Origin of the sequence: Oxalobacter vibrioformis, assembly GCF_027118995.1 — a bacterium.
Lineage (GTDB): Bacteria > Pseudomonadota > Gammaproteobacteria > Burkholderiales > Burkholderiaceae_D > Oxalobacter > Oxalobacter vibrioformis.
Map to the genome: position 1 here is coordinate 321,776 of NZ_CP098242.1, position 14,584 is coordinate 336,359.

The following is a 14,584-nucleotide window of genomic DNA, read 5'->3' on the forward strand; positions in this document are numbered from 1 at the left end:
GTGACACAAAAGAAGAAAGTCAAGCTTGCGCAGAGTATCTGCTTTGGGATTTTCATGTTAAATACTCTAAAAAAAGGGATAAGCTCGCTAAAGCTTATCCCTAAATGGCAAAAAATAACAGGCCTTATTCTGTATCGAGAGAATCACTGTTACGGTGTTCTCCCTTGTTCTTTTCAGACGCAGATCAGTTCACATCTCCCGTACGGCGAGTTGAGCGCGGACTAACCCGTTTAACTGCCTTATCGCGCATGTCGTTGACCATCGCATCCACAACAACACCAAATAGTGCCCGCGTCTTGGGTGGCATGGCATCACCAAGCACCTTCATTGATCGCCTGAATGCCGTAGTTTTCATGGCATTTCCGCCCCCATAATCAAGTGCTTTGATAAGGTCACCCTCACCATTTGCGAGTGCCTCATTGGTATACATCTCACTGGCCGTAACAGCTGCATGCTTGAATCCGGTCAAAGCAAGTGAAGCGTTGCCTGTTGCCAGGGACTCGATGACATCAACCAATTGCTGGCCAACGACGTCCTTGTAGAAAGAACCACGAAGGCGCTGCATCGTTTCTCCGAAGTCTTCATCAGCTTTTTTCGGATCAGACTGCTGTCCTGCGGCAATCATCTCCTCGAGCCGCCTGATTTCGCCCAAATGGTCCTGCCTGGGTTGATGCCTGGAATCAAGCAATTTCAAGCTATTGTCAAAGGCAAACAGCATTTGTCTGAGATTGAGTAGCCGTTTGTCTTTGGATAGGTTGAGCCCTTTGTGAAGATTTATCCCGTCTTCAATAACACCGGCGCCCTGGGCTTCACGGTTATCACTGATAGGCTGCAGCAGGGAATTGTGATTGACTTCTGGCGTTTCACCAATGCGCGTACTATAACGTTCGGGATCGGATGAATAGGTGTTGGTGAGACTCTGACCGATATGATCGCCATGCATGACGCTTGTTGCTAATGGCCCGTACTTCTGCACACCACCCGCGATGCCATCAACCAACAGATTGCCCACTTGGCCCATTCCCTCTGCCTCCGTTTTCCGCACCAACTCATCATCAAAGTTCTCCGGATAACGATTGGTTGTGGAAGTAGGAACAGCTACCGGTGATACTTTGTTTGCTGCCGTGGGTTGAGCACTTGCCTTTTGTGCAGCCTTTATTTGGTCCATCCTCTGGAGATGAGCACGGCTGCTCGCCATCTTGAGCTTTTGTGCTTCAACAGCGCGGCTGAGATCATCCCCGAAGGCCATGTTTTCTCTGTGCGTGCTCATATCGTCGACAAGACGGTTGGACGAATTAAGGTCAAAGCTGGCTTTATACGACCTTGATTCTGGTATCCCCAAGGTATTTTCTTGCTGGCTGCCGGCATGTTGCATAAACCCGATTTTGCTAGATTTGTAAAGATCGGACGTATCCGGCGTTTTGGGCATCTCGAATGCACCGGCGTTGAAATCCGGCAATTCCACCTCAGGAGTATTTTTTCTCCATGAAGGTTGATCGTGATACGGCTGACCGATCTCATCGAATCCCTTCAATACTGCTTTTATGGAAGGTGTTTCCTCCAATTCGGGCTTGCTCCACATCCCCTTGGGTTGGGGTACAGTTTCTTGCCTATGGTCTTCATCATCAAAAACGGGCATAGTCCCCTCCTCTCCAGGAATAACGAGAGAACAGTGGCGCTTTTTGGTTCTCATAAATCTTTGTCATAAAACTTCCTTTATATATAAAGTAAAAAAGCACAGCGGCCGCTGTGCTATCTACTGTTATACCGTGCTGTCAAGGGGGCTCGGGCTGTTTGTTCGAATCTTTGTTTTATCTTTCTACAAGCAATAACTGGCGCGGGCTTCATATAAAAGGTCACACGCTGATTTTTCCCGTTTATCTAGTTATTTGCTATAACGCCCAAATAAATCTCAGATAAATATCTGACTCAGATCTTGCTTGCCTGAAGTTCATCGAGATAATCAGCCCAGTCCTGCATCATCTTTTTTCTCTCATCAAGAAACATGGCACGATCATAAGCACTGTCGACCTTGTTCTTCTGTGCATGAGCAAGCTGTCTATCTACTACCTCATGCCGATAGTGCAGTTTTTCTTTGATGGTACTCATTGCAAGTGCCCTGAAGCCGTGACCGGTCATTTGGTTTTGATACCCCATCCGCCTGATAGCCATGAGAATAGCGCCATTGCTCATGGGCTTTTGAGGGTCTCTCTGGTTAGGAAAGAGCCACTTGCTACCACCTGTGAGACTGTGAAGCTCTCTGAGAAGCGTTAATGCCTGCTTAGACATGCACACGTGATGATCTGTTTTGTCGGGATTCATGGCGAGTTTGCCACGTTTCATGCGATTCCATGGAATGACCCACTCACCGGTTTCGAGATTGATTTCTGACCATGGCGTTTCAATGAGTTCGCTGGTCCGCAGAAACAAAAGGAGCATGAGACGTAATGCGATGCGAGTGGGCATGTAAAGTCTGGCATCGTTTTGGTTCATGGCTTTGAGGAAGGCTGGAAGTTCTTCTGTGGTAATGGACGCGAAATGGCCCTTTCTGACGGGTTTTAGGACCTCTGTGAGGTCGTTGGCTATGTTTCTGTCTGTCAGGCCGTGCTGGATGGCATAGCTGAAGATACGGGCACAATTGGCCTTCAGGCGTTTTGCGATTTCATGCGCTCCCCTACTTTCAATTTTTCGCAGGGTGTCGATAAGCTGTTTGTGAGTGATGCTGCTGACAGGCAGATTCCCTATTTCCGGGAAAATGTCTTTTTCAAGACGCTGAAGGATATCTCTGGCCGTGTTGGGCTGCCAAGTTTCTAGGCGGTTACTGTGCCACTCCCTGGCAATTTTTTCGAAAGTATTGGCAGCCTTTTCAGCCTTCTCACGTTTCTGTCTTTTTTTGGCTTCGCCAGGGTCTATGCCAGCGGCCTTCTGCTTTCTGGCTTCGTCCCGTCTGGCACGAGCCTGCTCAAGAGAGACATCGGGATATTTGCCGAACGATAACAGGCGCTCCCTGTTATCGATACGGATTTTCATACGCCAGAGCTTTGAACCAATCGGCGTAACCTCCATGTAGAGCCCGCTACCATCGAATAATTTATATGGTTTTTCTTTTGGTTTGGCGTTTTTTATCTGCAAAGGAGACAGGGGTTTGATGATTCTTGCCATATGAAACCCTCCAAATAGGGATATCTCATTTTAGGGATATATACATATTCTGAAATCTATCCCTATAAATCATAGATACCATTGGACCCCATTGTACCGCATAAAACGCAAAACCCGCATAAACACTTAGTTTTATACGGGTTTTTTAGATGTCTTTGTACTTCTTTGGATGGGTTTCTGGCGGAGAGAGGGGGATTCGAACCCCCGATAGGTTATTAACCTATACACGCTTTCCAGGCGTGCGACTTCAACCACTCATCCACCTCTCCGCTGAACGTGAAATAATAGCTTCTTGGCGGATCAAGGTCAATCTCTTCTGACCAATTCTTCTTTTTCTTTTCTGCCAATACCCCCTTCTCCCTTTTCTCTCCCTATGCGCATGGCTTTTTGCTTGACGCGTACAACAGCGGAAAGCTATCCTGTGCCTGTCCCTGGAGAAAACAGGGACAGGGTTTGACAGCCCTAGCAAAGGCGGACGACCGCCCCAGGCGGTTTTTTCCTCCGTGCACATGCCCTCCCCTATGGGCGGGCCGTGTGGGGCATATATGGACACCTCCCGAATTGCAAGAGACAGTTGATAGGGCACGGAGGTCGCTGCAGCCATATATACGGTCTTTGATGCAGCCTGATATGGCTGCTGACTCATGATGAGATACGCTGGTTATTGCTCTTTCACCTTCTCGGATTCACGATCCATTGCCCCGCTCGATATGCAATAACCCCGGTCTGACCTGTGTTCCATCTTCTGTTCCTGGCAATTTTCTGATTGTCCTCCGTCCCTTTATCTACGCCATACTTTAAAAACTTTAAATCTCGGTTGAAACAAACATTACCCTTCCAATAACCTTACCATTAAGCCGATTGCAGTTCTCGTTTGATTTCATGATCGGGGTCATACACTTCGCCACTTTGCAATATGCCCCAAATTCTTCGTACATTCTTTGCCGCCAAAGCGACCGTTGCTACGTTGTATCCTCTTCTTGCCACCAGTTGCTCAATCCAGTCGTTTTCAGGTTTTTTCTTTCGATTAATCAGAACCGCACGGGCACCATGAACAAGTAATGAGCGCAGGTAAGGGTTGACGCGCCTGCTGATTCCCATCCTTACACGCTTTTCTCCGCTACTGTATTCTCTGGGGGTTAGTCCTATTGCACTTGCGAGTTTTCGACCGCTACTGTAACTGCTGGCATCTCCAAAGCTGGCAATAAAAGCAGTTGCCGTTAGCAACCCAATGCCGGGAATGCTTTCAATAAGACGAATTTTTGGGTCTTCCTTGAGAAATGCTTTTAGCCTGGCTTCTATATGCTGAATTTTCTGATCCAGGTGAAGCAGTTGCTGATACAGCTCTTCTATGAGCTGTTGCAAGATACCCGGGTTATCTGGCTGGCCCTGCCAGACAGGTATATCATTCAGCAACTTCCTGTAGCTGACCGGAAAGATATAACCAAATTCCGTAAGTAATCCTCTTGCCTGATTGGATGTTGCTATTCGCTGCTTCATCCATAGTTCACGAGTACGGTGCAAAGCCTGGATTTGTTGTTGATCTACGTTGCGTACTCGTATTTTAGGTACTGCAGGTCGAGCTGCCGCTTCGCAGATCGCTTCAGCATCACGCGCATCTGTCTTATTGCCTTTGACATAGGGTTTGACATGCTGTGGTGCCATGATTTTTATTTCGTGCCCCAGTTTTTGTAATTCTCTGGCCCAGTGATGGGCGCCGCCACTAGCTTCTACGCCTATGAGTGCAGGAGACTGCATGCCAAGTGTTGTGATTAATTGGTTTCGCCTGAGTCGCATGGTTTTTACTTTTTTCCCTCTTGAGTCGGCAATATGTACCTGAAAAATATTTTTGGCCAGATCAAGCCCGATGACATTCCGGTTTTCCATTATCTTTCTCCTGGTTGTTGGTTGCTCTTTTGATTTTTTAATTTATCCAACATGGGAGGGAGGTGCCCATCTCATTACCTTCGGGTGCGCCGGTTTCCTATGTTCCCGGTATGCTAACCCGCACGGTTTCGCCCACCCGATCCGCAATGAATTCTTTTCGGTACGGAGAATGCCATGCCCGCCCCTGACAATGATCTTTTTGATGCCGTAGAGCACCTGCGGGATGCGCTGTATGTTATCCGCCAGCAGTTGCAGCTTTATGCTGACCTCACCGTTCATGAGCAGGCTTTTTTTGTCACCACAAGGGCAGAAACTTTCAGCGCCACCATGTCGCATCTGGCAGCACAGGTGGAAGATGCCATGGAATATGCGGAGGCACTCAAGCGTTTTATCCCGGATGGATGAGCCTGCTGCTGCTTTTTAAAATATACCGTGAGTATATTTTTTGTTACTGCAGCTTTTCCGGATTTGAGGTAAAGTCTCCTTACAGACTTCGTATCACCTTTTTCTTACGGTAGCAGCAATGGCCTTCCCAAAAATCATCAGCATCAACCTGACCGGAAAGTATCTGATCAGCGGTATCAACCATCCCGATAATTACGTGATAATCGGCACGATTGTCTATGAGCGCAACAATACGGAAAAAGAAGGATCGCTCCTGATGTCGGTACAAAACCTCACGTACCACGCAACAAACGGCTATATCACGATTGAAAACCGCGACATCATCGATATTTTTGACCTGGACAAGGAAGAAGTGAGCAACCTGCTCGCATCAGACGCAGACCAGGTCGCCCACTAAAAAAACCACCGTCGCCTACCCCTGCTTTCCCCTCATATCGTGCAGGTGTGTCTGTTTTGCTTCGGCAATATTACGCGCACCCACCCATTGCATAAATAGAACTAACTCGTGATTCATATAGCGAAAAACGGAAGCGGGTATACAGCGCACGTAACAACAGAGTGCTGTATACCCGCACAACTTCAGAAATAGGGAATGAATACGGCTCTTACCTTACCTTTTCGACAATGCCCTTTGCGATATGATGGTTTTTTCAAATGAATGAGTTGGCATGAGGAGACTATTGGTGAGTATCAGCAATATTTCAGCAAAACACACGATAAACAAGGAAACGCCGACCAACCAAAGCAAAACGACAGTAGCTGAACCCTTTGACCATATCATGCAGGAAGAAATAGCCACGCTGAAACTCTCCTTTTCACAGCCACCACTGCTTTCTGCTGATACATCCCTTCCCCGAATGGAAGAAAACGAATCGACAGAGATTGACCATGTTGATGCGTTTATTCATCAGGCACTGGCCCAGGCGCCAGAGGCAGAAAGAAAGATCTGGGCGCGTATGAAGGAAGAGCTGGGTATCCAATAACCAGCAAGGAATCAAAAAAACGGACTGACGCTTTCACCTCAGTCCGTTTTTTATTACCCGGTTTGATTAATACTTGAATGTATTCTGGGTTTTATATGGGCTTTTCGGGTCAGCAAGGACATCAAGTGTGGAAGAGGTACCCCATACCTCACTGGAATAACCCCATTCCGGATGTGACCAGTTATCATTCCAGGCGCCCTGGTAGTTTCTTGCATAATTGGCACGGGCAATATCTCCTGCCGGCGTCTGACTGTACGTATAGCCGGACTGGCGGGTTTCGTAAGTGGTACTGTCAATAATGTAAGTACCGGCAGCCTGCGCAAAAGCAGTCACAAAAAGGCCCGCCAACAAAACGGATATGGTTTTTTTCATAATACACTCCATAGGATGATAAGAATATTCAAACGGCCGTCATGTATATCAACATGTTATGGTTTGACCTCTTTTGCTGAAAATGATTGTTCATCTGCTGTTGAGAAAGGTCAAAATGACGCAAGGCTTTTGGGCGCAATAGCCCAAGAAAAAATTGGTATCATCGGGAAAATATCAAAAGATGAAGGCATCGCAGCCACCACGGATTAATCCTTGCCCTTTCTGTTTATCAAGGAAGGTGCAACTTCAGACATCAGGGAAAAAGCTATCCCCGGCGTTTATTCAGTGTATGGATTGCCATGCGCGCTCACGGCTGTATCCGGACGTTTCAGAAGCGATATTGGCGTGGAACAGGACACCAGGCACAAGCTGATGCCCTGTATGGTTTCGTCTGTCAGGCGGAGATGTGGATTTCTTCCGGCACGGCATTTGTGAAGGCGCGGTAATAAGAGAAAGCGGAACACCACGGTCAAGATCATCGAAAAAACGTTCCAGATCATCTTCATAAGACCGGGCACCATGTCTACATACCTGGATGCATCTTCCACAGGCAATACACTGGGCATCATCAACATCAATCTTGATATTGCCTTGTGCATCCTGATATGTCAGATTGGCCGTCTCGATCGGACATTCTCTGACACAACGATTACAGCCGACACAATTTTCCAGATTTTATCTGATAATTTTTCTCATTAGAAATATCCGGTACTGGTGCTTGGCCGCTTGATATTTGGTTGCCTTTAATCAACTTTTATCAAGATAGAAGAGCACCATGATTTATTCCTGCTTTACCACATTTAATTCACGGTTTCCCCACGCATCCAGAGTTAAATGGACATTATTTCAGCGAATTCAGCTTTTTCGCTTCTTAAAAAACGGGTTGCCCGGCAAGAGAGAAAAACAGGCAGGCCCAGCTGGAAAATGAAAACGTGCGTTTCAGTAATTTCATTAAAAGCGGTGATGAAAACGATTGGCCTGCAACAGAGGATTCGCCCCTCTGACCTGCGGCTTGGCAGCATGTAAAAAGCACTCGCACTGAATTCAGTAAAACCCAAGCGTTTTATTTTTAAAATAAAATTATCACGTTATTGATCGGCTTTATCTGGCGATGTATAGTTAAATTCAGCTGCTTTCCTCATATGGAGGTCGTTTCCCGGGCTCTGGATTTTGGCCTGAACATCGTATTCATCTTTGGGTTTTAAGAAAGCTTTCCTGGCAAATTTCAATTGGAGGCTTTTATTTTGGCGATAAAGAAACGAAATACTGCAAAGCTGGATCAACTGGTTGCCGGCGCAAATAAAGGGGCAAAATTACGCGCACAAGGTTATCGTGAGCGCGCCCTTCAGATCTATCCATGGATTTGCGGCCGTTGCGCGCGTGAATTTACTCACAGCAATCTGCAACAATTGACAGTTCATCATCGCGACCACAATCACGACAACAATCCTCCCGATGGCAGTAACTGGGAACTGTTGTGTCTGTACTGTCATGACAATGAGCATTCGCGCTATCTTGAAGCTGATCGGCATAGTGCATCACAACAAGGCAAAACGCCTGCGCAAGCGGCGACACACAACCCTTTTGCCGCACTTGAATCGCTCCTGAAGAAGCAGCAGGAGAAATAACCCGAATCATTGAAAGGCTGGCCTGCCCTACACGATTCGAACGTGTGACCTACGGCTTAGAAGGCCGTTGCTCTATCCAGCTGAGCTAAGGGCAGTGCATGTGATATTGCGCGACATCCCGAAAATCCTGAATGGACTGGATCGCACAAGCAAAAGCAGCCGAAATCATACCATATTTACCTGTTGTTTAGCCTCCCGACTTATCTTCTGCCCCCTGATGCACTCTCCCAATTCCGCTTGAAAGCAACATCAGCAGTAAATCTTTCATAAGGCTGGCTTAAAGTATTTTTCTTTTCTGCCGTAATAAATACGTATGGAGTAAAACCTGAGGAAAAATCATGGATGTATCCAGTATCGCCAGTTGGTCCACCCAAATGGCAAATGAAAAAACAGCAGTCGCTGTTGAAGTTGCCATGCTGAAAAAATCAATGGATCTGCAGGAAATGAGCGTTGCGCTTCTGCTTGAGGCAGTACCGTCGCTTCCGGCGAATCCGAATATCGGGCGTAATGTCAATACAACCGCCTGATCAGGCATGAGCAGGAAAAACAAAAGGGTCAGCTTTATCCGCTGACCCTTTTTACATGCGCCCCTTTATCTTGCTTCCTGTTTTTCCGGATCAAACAATTTGTTCTGTTTGACCGCTTCAATATCTTTTGTTCCAGCCAGAATCATCGTGGTGGTCAATTCCTTGTTCAATTGCTGAAAAACGTCATTGACACCCTCCGAGCCCCCCAGGATCAGTCCATACAGGGCAGGCCTTCCAATTGCAACAATATCCGCACCACTGGCCAGTGCCTTGAATACATGAGTACCTCTTCTCACACCACTGTCAAAAATAATGGGAACCCGCTTATTGACCGTTTTGGCAATAATGGGAAGCATATCGAAAGTGGCAGGCGCACCGTCCAGCTGTCTTCCGCCATGATTGGATATCCAGATCCCGTCAGCACCTGCCGCAATCGCCGTTTCAGCCGCTTGCGGCGACAGTACCCCTTTGACCAGTACCGGCAACCCACTCACGCGTTTGATGAATTTGATATCTTCACCGGAAAAACTTATTTTCCTCAACGCCCGAGCCTGGCTTTGCGTGATGTTTTTCCCTTTGTAAAACTCGCTCACGTTCGGGGTAGCCACACTGTAGTTGTAATTATTTCTTGCATCTGCCTCCCGGTTACCAGCGGTACCGGCATCAATCGTTATAATGATGGCCTTTGCACCGGCAGCCTTCGCTTTTTTGACAATATATTCATTGTACGCATTGTCTTTGCTCATATAGAGCTGGAAGACAAACGGGGCACCCGGCGCGCTTTTTGCAATATCATCAATCGGCACGCTGGAATAAGTACTTACCGCCATGAGGGTTCCTGCTTTTTGAGTTCCCCTGATGGTTGCCCTGTCTGCTTCTTTATGGACCAGCCCATGGGCGGCCATTGGCGCGATAATGATCGGACTGGCTAATTCAACACCTAAAAAAGTGGTCTTTAAATTGACGCCATCTATGCCTGCCAGACCATTGGGCAGGATTTTTTTCTTGTCGAATGCGGTCGAATTGCTTCGCATGGTGACTTCATCCTCTGCGCCTCCCTCGACATAGCCAAAAGCGCCCTTCGCTACTTTCGTTGACGCCTCCTTTTCAAGATCATAAAGATTGATGATTTTGATCGGTCCTTCAGCATCACTGATGACCGGGGCATTTTTAGTCCCCTGTGCCATGGCTGCCTGAGAAAAAATGATTGCTGAGACAACTGCAACTGCCTGAATATGTTTTTTCATCATTTACCCCCTCCTTTGTTCTCCATTCTAAGTCCGGTTGAATCAAAAAAATTGATTATAGGCAAGCTCATGTTAAAACAAGTGCTGTGGCAACGGCTGCCGTATACAGATGGCCACCCGAATATGTCCTTTTGTCCACATGTTTTTATTGTGATTTATAACCTGTCACAATGAAAGTATGTGCTTTTGCCGGTTCACCGCCTTTTTTGAAAGTAATGCCAGGAGCCAGCCTGATCTCAACAATGGCATTCGGCGGCAGATCTGCCTGCATGTCAATGCGATACCCGAATGCGGTATATATGCTGCGATGTCCTGGTGGTATAGGGTGTTGGGTTTCATCGACAGCAAAGGGAATCATCTGTCCATTCATCAGGATGGACAGCTTGTCTTTGAGAATGCCAGGCGTAATTTCGTAATTGCTGGAAAGCGCCACAATCGGATTTTTGGCAGGAAGCGAAGCATACGGTGCCACTGAAAAATCATACGGTGGCGTACTGACTTTCCACGAGACTGTTTTATTCAATACGCGGCCTGAAAGCGCTTTGGCACCTGCCAAAACGGTAGCCATGATTGTCAGGGGAGCAGCAACCGGTTCATCAAAAAGATACGTCAGCGTTGCCGGATCTGTCCAGCGATACTTTCCTGCCGGGAGATCACCCGAGGAAGTTTTCAGTTGAAGGGGGGAAGTAGTCGCATCCTGCTCTGTTTGTCCGGACGAACGCATGTTTTCGGAAAAGCGCACAACAATCTGCGTCAGATATGCAGCCTCTCCTGCTGGCTGCATATCGGTAACCGTCAGTGAAGGGGCGGCATTGGCAAGAGAGTGGGCAGAAAAAGCGTAAAGAAAAAGAACCGGTAACAGCAACAATTTTCGCATGGATGACTCCCTTGTCCGAACAGGCTGTGAACACAGTTTACCCTGAATCAGCAATGATTGGGCGTGTCTGTCATTCCAGATAATCTGTCTTCTAAAAACGGCCAATCAACATCATAAATACATGCCTTCCTCTCTGTCATATTCATGAACAGGGGCATTTACCCGTGTAACGTCTTCACGGTTTCGCATACAATAACAAAAGCAGCGGTAAACAAAACTATTGACCATCTTCAGATAAAAAAACCAATGGGCCGCTATGATGTTTTCTGGATATGATTTTCAATAGACAGGCACACGCAAAATCCGGCAAAGGAAGTGACATGCAAAATTTTCAGTACGTCGCCATAGGCGAAGAGTTTCGGGATCCGATCGGTGGCGAATGGTGGGTCAAAATATCAGAAGACGAAGCGCAACTGGTTTCTGATCCAGGTGTGATTGAAACATTTAATCGGCAAGACCTGACAGAATAATTTAAAACAGGACAGGTTATGCCAAACGAGATCAGAACCAGAAAAGAGCTGTTGATACAAAAGCTTGTCAGTTACGACCTGGAATATTTTGTGCAGTTCATCCGGACGTCGGATGCCGCAAAAATTGCGCTGGCGACCATGATGATGGAAGGATTCATCGGTTACAACAACTGGTCTGAAGACACCCTGTATGACGAATGCGTGAGAAGAAGCCTTCTCCCTGACAGGGAATAACGACACTTTCCTGTGTTGATTTCGGCGGTGAAACAAAAAAAGCCAGCAAGAAATGAACTGCTGGCTTTTTTGTCAGATGAATCAGGCAGCCGTCGGTATCGCTACCAAGTCCAGAAGCAGCTTTTTCATCCGGCCCGACCAGAAATGTCCGGCACAAGTCAGCGATGCCCCGCATTCATCGTCCTGAGGCAGGATAAGACCGGCCTCATGCCATTGCGCCAGGAGTTTTTCGCCGGCCTCCTGATGAGAGGCGGGCCATTCCCTGAGCGACGGCAGGCGCAATATTTCCAGTGATTCATCGAGCACATAGCTGAATCCCCCCTCCTCGGCCGCAAGCGGTGAAATGGCAATGCGGGACAGCGGCTTTTCACCCTGCTCAACCATTTCCGTGTAGGTTTTAATGTCCCTTGCCATGCCCAGGCCGATTGCCCCCAGACGCCCGCCGCCTGCCGAGCCGAAGGGGATCATATCGGTCTGCGCCCTTGCGAGCCGGTTGTAGAGTGAACGCTCCTTGCCGTCGCGCCGCCAGTGCTTGGGGGAAAAATGTTCAAAGCCATAATCAGCCAGGCGCTGGTAAGCCGCGCCGAACATGCGGGCCTTGTCGGCAAGTTCCGGTATCGGCGGCATCTTGCCGCGATTGATCGCCTTGTCGAGCGGGCTGTCCGGAAAGCGCCTGAGCTCATACAGGTCAAGACCATGAACAGGCGTTTCTTCACTCAGGTAGCGAATATCGTCGAGCAATAGCGGCACATCCTGCCCAGGCAGCCCGTACAGCAGGTCAATGACAACGGTCGCGCCGCTGTCGCACAGCCCGTTCAGTGTCTCGCCGACCTGTTCACGACTGGAAAGCCGCCCCAGTTTTTTTCTCAGCCGGGTATTCGCCGACTGCACGCCAAGCGAAAAGCGGTTGGCGCCGGCAGCAGCCCACGCTTGTCCTTTTTCAGGCGTAAAACCTGTCGTGCGCCCTTCGACCGTTACCTCTGCATCGGCCGCAAAGCGGAAGGTTTCCCTGAGAGAGCGGATGACGGCCGCCAGATCGTCCTTTTCCAGGTCACTGGGCGTTCCGCCGCCAAAATAGACGACATTCACTTCGCGTTTATGAATGACGTCCCTCAATACATGAGCCGTATCGGCGATTTCTTTCAGGAGCAACCGGGCATACGCCTGACTCCAGTCCTTCTTTGTCTGGTTGATGTAAAAAGGACAGAACGTGCAATGGTGATGACAGTAAGGCACATGCACATACAGCGCCAGGGGACTTTCGGGCCTTGCCATGAACGCTTCGGGCGCAAATTCAGCAAACGTCCCGCCTTCCCACTGGGGCATCTGAGGGCGCATACGGGCCAGTGACGGCATGACCTTTTTTTCTTCCTCGAATGCCAGCGTCAGGGGATCATCGCTCACCCGCGCTAAAAAAGGAGACAGATCAATCATGCGCCATTTCCTCCCGTAACATCGCGCTGGATCGTCGCGGCCCGATACAGCCAGTCAGGATCTTCCAGCAGATGCAGGGTGGCCTGCGCCACATCTTCGCGCGCGAGATAGCCCTCACGGCGCCTGTCGGGTGCATCCAGAAAACAGAAATCCCCTGTGCCGGGTTCATTGTTCAGTCCACCCGGACGGACGATGGTCCACGGCAGCCCGCTTTTTTTCAACAGGTTCTCCGCCTCTGTCTTGGCCCGCAGCGCTTCCCCGAGAAACTGCTTCACGTTGCTGCTCACTCCCTCATACTGCTCCCCGCACCCCATCGAGGTAACCAGAAGCATCCTCTCCAGACGGGACGAATGGGCCAGCGCCCGGATCACATTGATGTTGCCTTCGGCACAGACGCGACGCCCCTCGGCATTTTTGCCACCCATCAGGCTGATGACATGACGCGGGCATGCTATCTCAACTGCGCGTCGGCAATCTTCTTCCAGAAAGGCATCCCCTTCGATAATGTGCACGTCCAGCATTTCCAGTGGCGCCGCATCGCTACGCGGCCGTACCATTGCCGCCACCTGCTTTCCACATTGGGTTGCCAGCCGGGCAATATGCAATCCGGTATTGCGGGTCGCGCCAAAGAGCAGCAGATCGTATGCCCTCATGCCGTTGCCCCGGCAAGGGCCCTGTCAAAAAGGGAACGCAATGCATCCAGTTGTTCGGGCATATGCTCGCCATTGTCGTCACGGCCGGCAAAAATCTTGAACATGGCATCCCCGGCCTCATTCATGAACTGAACGCTGATCGTCTGCTTGTTCATGAACGGCCGCTCGACCAGATAAATCGACTGGCAGTTACTCGCGCGCAAGTGACCATGCAAAGGGCTTTGGTAGGATAGATTGTAAAAACCATGCCCCACTTCCCCTGTCGGAAGGGTTCCGGAAAACTCAAGGACAACATCAGCGGTATGCATCACAAAGGTGATTTTTCCCATCATGGCTATCGCCTGCATGATTTCGACAAAATGCTCGCCTTCTGTTTTCTGCCACATCTCCTCCGGCAGCAGCTCAATCAGTTCAGCCATTGAAAACCCGCTGCTTTTCGCGAGTCCCTCCAGGATCACCCCCGGATTTTTCTTCAGTATCTGCCCGACGGCAGCTTTGTCCATTGCCTGTATTTCTTCAGTTGTCATCTTGCCCCACTTTTTTCTTGATAACGGAAAAAGGTCGAAGAACCGGATTGTTCCCGGATCAATCGCCCCGACACTTCAAATGATAATAATTCTCATTTGGTATTGACAATTGTAAATGATAATCATTATCATTTGAAGTGTTTTATGAAATATCTGAAAAATCGTCCCGGAAAGGCGA

General features: G+C 48.7%; 19 protein-coding genes and 2 tRNA genes. 9 read left to right on the top strand and 12 right to left on the bottom strand.

All coding sequences use genetic code 11. From position 1 onward, the window contains the following. Positions 1–184 precede the first annotated feature (184 nt). From NB640_RS01700 to NB640_RS01715, 4 genes are all read right to left on the bottom strand, one after another. A complete protein-coding gene (locus NB640_RS01700; protein WP_269309417.1) occupies positions 185–1,639 on the bottom strand; it encodes a hypothetical protein in 1,455 nt (484 codons plus the stop codon). 290 nt (positions 1,640–1,929) lie between these two features. Further along, entirely contained in the window at positions 1,930–3,162 is a 1,233-nt protein-coding gene (locus NB640_RS01705) for a tyrosine-type recombinase/integrase (RefSeq protein WP_269309418.1), read from the bottom strand. A 178-nt stretch (positions 3,163–3,340) separates the two neighbouring features. Further along, positions 3,341–3,431, bottom strand: a tRNA-Ser gene (locus NB640_RS01710). A 583-nt stretch (positions 3,432–4,014) separates the two neighbouring features. Next, positions 4,015–5,049, bottom strand: a complete 1,035-nt coding sequence (locus NB640_RS01715; protein ID WP_269309419.1) for an IS110 family RNA-guided transposase — start codon at positions 5,047–5,049, stop codon at positions 4,015–4,017. A gap of 174 nt (positions 5,050–5,223) precedes the next feature. Between NB640_RS01715 and NB640_RS01720 the strand changes: the two genes are divergently transcribed. The 3 genes from NB640_RS01720 to NB640_RS01730 all read left to right on the top strand — a co-directional run bounded on the left by NB640_RS01720 (position 5,224) and on the right by NB640_RS01730 (position 6,437). Continuing rightward, entirely contained in the window at positions 5,224–5,454 is a 231-nt protein-coding gene (locus NB640_RS01720; RefSeq protein ID WP_269309420.1) for a hypothetical protein, read from the top strand. A gap of 118 nt (positions 5,455–5,572) precedes the next feature. Further along, entirely contained in the window at positions 5,573–5,851 is a 279-nt protein-coding gene (locus NB640_RS01725; RefSeq protein ID WP_269309422.1) for a hypothetical protein, read from the top strand. Between the two features lie 286 nt (positions 5,852–6,137). Further along, positions 6,138–6,437, top strand: coding sequence for a hypothetical protein (locus NB640_RS01730; protein ID WP_269309423.1), 300 nt, complete (start codon positions 6,138–6,140; stop codon positions 6,435–6,437). A 66-nt stretch (positions 6,438–6,503) separates the two neighbouring features. On the opposite strand, the gene NB640_RS01735 is transcribed toward NB640_RS01730, so the two are convergent. Continuing rightward, complete coding sequence (locus tag NB640_RS01735; RefSeq protein WP_269309424.1) at positions 6,504–6,809, bottom strand: hypothetical protein; 306 nt, start codon at positions 6,807–6,809, stop codon at positions 6,504–6,506. Positions 6,810–6,872: 63 nt separating this feature from the next. On the opposite strand from NB640_RS01735, the gene NB640_RS01740 reads away from it, so the two are divergent. Next, positions 6,873–7,019 carry a hypothetical protein gene (locus NB640_RS01740; RefSeq protein WP_269309425.1) on the top strand — a complete coding sequence of 49 codons (147 nt, stop codon included), beginning with the start codon at positions 6,873–6,875 and terminating at the stop codon, positions 7,017–7,019. Then, positions 6,991–7,182: a Lar family restriction alleviation protein gene (locus tag NB640_RS12995; RefSeq protein WP_408637935.1), complete on the top strand. Its 192-nt coding sequence runs from the start codon at positions 6,991–6,993 to the stop codon at positions 7,180–7,182. Before NB640_RS01740 ends, NB640_RS12995 begins: the two co-directional genes overlap by 29 nt. Here the strand turns inward: NB640_RS12995 and NB640_RS13000 are convergent. Further along, a complete protein-coding gene (locus NB640_RS13000) occupies positions 7,092–7,481 on the bottom strand; it encodes a 4Fe-4S dicluster domain-containing protein (RefSeq protein ID WP_408637948.1) in 390 nt (129 codons plus the stop codon). The two genes, NB640_RS12995 and NB640_RS13000, sit on opposite strands and share 91 nt — an antisense overlap. 557 nt (positions 7,482–8,038) lie before the next feature. Here NB640_RS13000 and NB640_RS01750 point away from each other — a divergent pair. Then, positions 8,039–8,437 carry a YajD family HNH nuclease gene (locus NB640_RS01750; protein WP_332880220.1) on the top strand — a complete coding sequence of 133 codons (399 nt, stop codon included), beginning with the start codon at positions 8,039–8,041 and terminating at the stop codon, positions 8,435–8,437. 18 nt (positions 8,438–8,455) lie between these two features. Here the strand turns inward: NB640_RS01750 and NB640_RS01755 are convergent. Beyond that, a tRNA-Arg gene (locus NB640_RS01755) sits at positions 8,456–8,532 on the bottom strand. Between the two features lie 243 nt (positions 8,533–8,775). Between NB640_RS01755 and NB640_RS01760 the strand changes: the two genes are divergently transcribed. After that, entirely contained in the window at positions 8,776–8,964 is a 189-nt protein-coding gene (locus NB640_RS01760; RefSeq protein WP_269309427.1) for a YjfB family protein, read from the top strand. A gap of 65 nt (positions 8,965–9,029) precedes the next feature. Here the strand turns inward: NB640_RS01760 and NB640_RS01765 are convergent, their stop codons facing one another. Further along, positions 9,030–10,214, bottom strand: a complete 1,185-nt coding sequence (locus tag NB640_RS01765; protein ID WP_269309429.1) for an alpha-hydroxy-acid oxidizing protein — start codon at positions 10,212–10,214, stop codon at positions 9,030–9,032. A 142-nt stretch (positions 10,215–10,356) separates the two neighbouring features. Beyond that, positions 10,357–11,088, bottom strand: a complete 732-nt coding sequence (locus tag NB640_RS01770) for a hypothetical protein (protein WP_269309430.1) — start codon at positions 11,086–11,088, stop codon at positions 10,357–10,359. Positions 11,089–11,408: 320 nt separating this feature from the next. On the opposite strand from NB640_RS01770, the gene NB640_RS01775 reads away from it, so the two are divergent. After that, the gene (locus NB640_RS01775) at positions 11,409–11,558 is read left to right on the top strand and encodes a hypothetical protein (protein ID WP_269309431.1); all 150 of its coding nucleotides are present in this window, start codon (positions 11,409–11,411) and stop codon (positions 11,556–11,558) included. A gap of 18 nt (positions 11,559–11,576) precedes the next feature. After that, positions 11,577–11,792, top strand: a complete 216-nt coding sequence (locus NB640_RS01780) for a hypothetical protein (RefSeq protein ID WP_269309432.1) — start codon at positions 11,577–11,579, stop codon at positions 11,790–11,792. Positions 11,793–11,873: 81 nt separating this feature from the next. Here the strand turns inward: NB640_RS01780 and hutW are convergent, their stop codons facing one another. The 3 genes from hutW to hutX are packed head-to-tail and all read right to left on the bottom strand — an operon-like array spanning position 11,874 to position 14,406. Continuing rightward, positions 11,874–13,226: a heme anaerobic degradation radical SAM methyltransferase ChuW/HutW gene (gene hutW, locus NB640_RS01785; protein ID WP_269309433.1), complete on the bottom strand. Its 1,353-nt coding sequence runs from the start codon at positions 13,224–13,226 to the stop codon at positions 11,874–11,876. Next, positions 13,223–13,879 carry an NAD(P)-dependent oxidoreductase gene (locus NB640_RS01790; RefSeq protein ID WP_269309434.1) on the bottom strand — a complete coding sequence of 219 codons (657 nt, stop codon included), beginning with the start codon at positions 13,877–13,879 and terminating at the stop codon, positions 13,223–13,225. Before NB640_RS01790 ends, hutW begins: the two co-directional genes overlap by 4 nt. Then, positions 13,876–14,406 (bottom strand): heme utilization cystosolic carrier protein HutX, encoded by a 531-nt coding sequence (gene hutX, locus NB640_RS01795; protein WP_269309435.1) that lies wholly within the window; start codon positions 14,404–14,406, stop codon positions 13,876–13,878. Before hutX ends, NB640_RS01790 begins: the two co-directional genes overlap by 4 nt. Between the last annotated feature and the right edge of the window lie 178 nt (positions 14,407–14,584).

What these genes read in the sequence shown, in the direction of transcription:
- NB640_RS01700 (WP_269309417.1), bottom strand. Translation starts at nt 1,639, where the DNA reads ATGCCCGTTTTTGATGATGAAGACCATAGGCAAGAAACTGTACCCCAA.
- NB640_RS01705 (WP_269309418.1), bottom strand. Translation starts at nt 3,162, where the DNA reads ATGGCAAGAATCATCAAACCCCTGTCTCCTTTGCAGATAAAAAACGCC.
- NB640_RS01715 (WP_269309419.1), bottom strand. Translation starts at nt 5,049, where the DNA reads ATGGAAAACCGGAATGTCATCGGGCTTGATCTGGCCAAAAATATTTTT.
- NB640_RS01720 (WP_269309420.1), top strand. Translation starts at nt 5,224, where the DNA reads ATGCCCGCCCCTGACAATGATCTTTTTGATGCCGTAGAGCACCTGCGG.
- NB640_RS01725 (WP_269309422.1), top strand. Translation starts at nt 5,573, where the DNA reads ATGGCCTTCCCAAAAATCATCAGCATCAACCTGACCGGAAAGTATCTG.
- NB640_RS01735 (WP_269309424.1), bottom strand. Translation starts at nt 6,809, where the DNA reads ATGAAAAAAACCATATCCGTTTTGTTGGCGGGCCTTTTTGTGACTGCT.
- NB640_RS12995 (WP_408637935.1), top strand. Translation starts at nt 6,991, where the DNA reads ATGAAGGCATCGCAGCCACCACGGATTAATCCTTGCCCTTTCTGTTTA.
- NB640_RS01760 (WP_269309427.1), top strand. Translation starts at nt 8,776, where the DNA reads ATGGATGTATCCAGTATCGCCAGTTGGTCCACCCAAATGGCAAATGAA.
- NB640_RS01765 (WP_269309429.1), bottom strand. Translation starts at nt 10,214, where the DNA reads ATGATGAAAAAACATATTCAGGCAGTTGCAGTTGTCTCAGCAATCATT.
- NB640_RS01770 (WP_269309430.1), bottom strand. Translation starts at nt 11,088, where the DNA reads ATGCGAAAATTGTTGCTGTTACCGGTTCTTTTTCTTTACGCTTTTTCT.
- NB640_RS01775 (WP_269309431.1), top strand. Translation starts at nt 11,409, where the DNA reads ATGCAAAATTTTCAGTACGTCGCCATAGGCGAAGAGTTTCGGGATCCG.
- NB640_RS01780 (WP_269309432.1), top strand. Translation starts at nt 11,577, where the DNA reads ATGCCAAACGAGATCAGAACCAGAAAAGAGCTGTTGATACAAAAGCTT.
- hutW (WP_269309433.1), bottom strand. Translation starts at nt 13,226, where the DNA reads ATGATTGATCTGTCTCCTTTTTTAGCGCGGGTGAGCGATGATCCCCTG.
- NB640_RS01790 (WP_269309434.1), bottom strand. Translation starts at nt 13,879, where the DNA reads ATGAGGGCATACGATCTGCTGCTCTTTGGCGCGACCCGCAATACCGGA.
- hutX (WP_269309435.1), bottom strand. Translation starts at nt 14,406, where the DNA reads ATGACAACTGAAGAAATACAGGCAATGGACAAAGCTGCCGTCGGGCAG.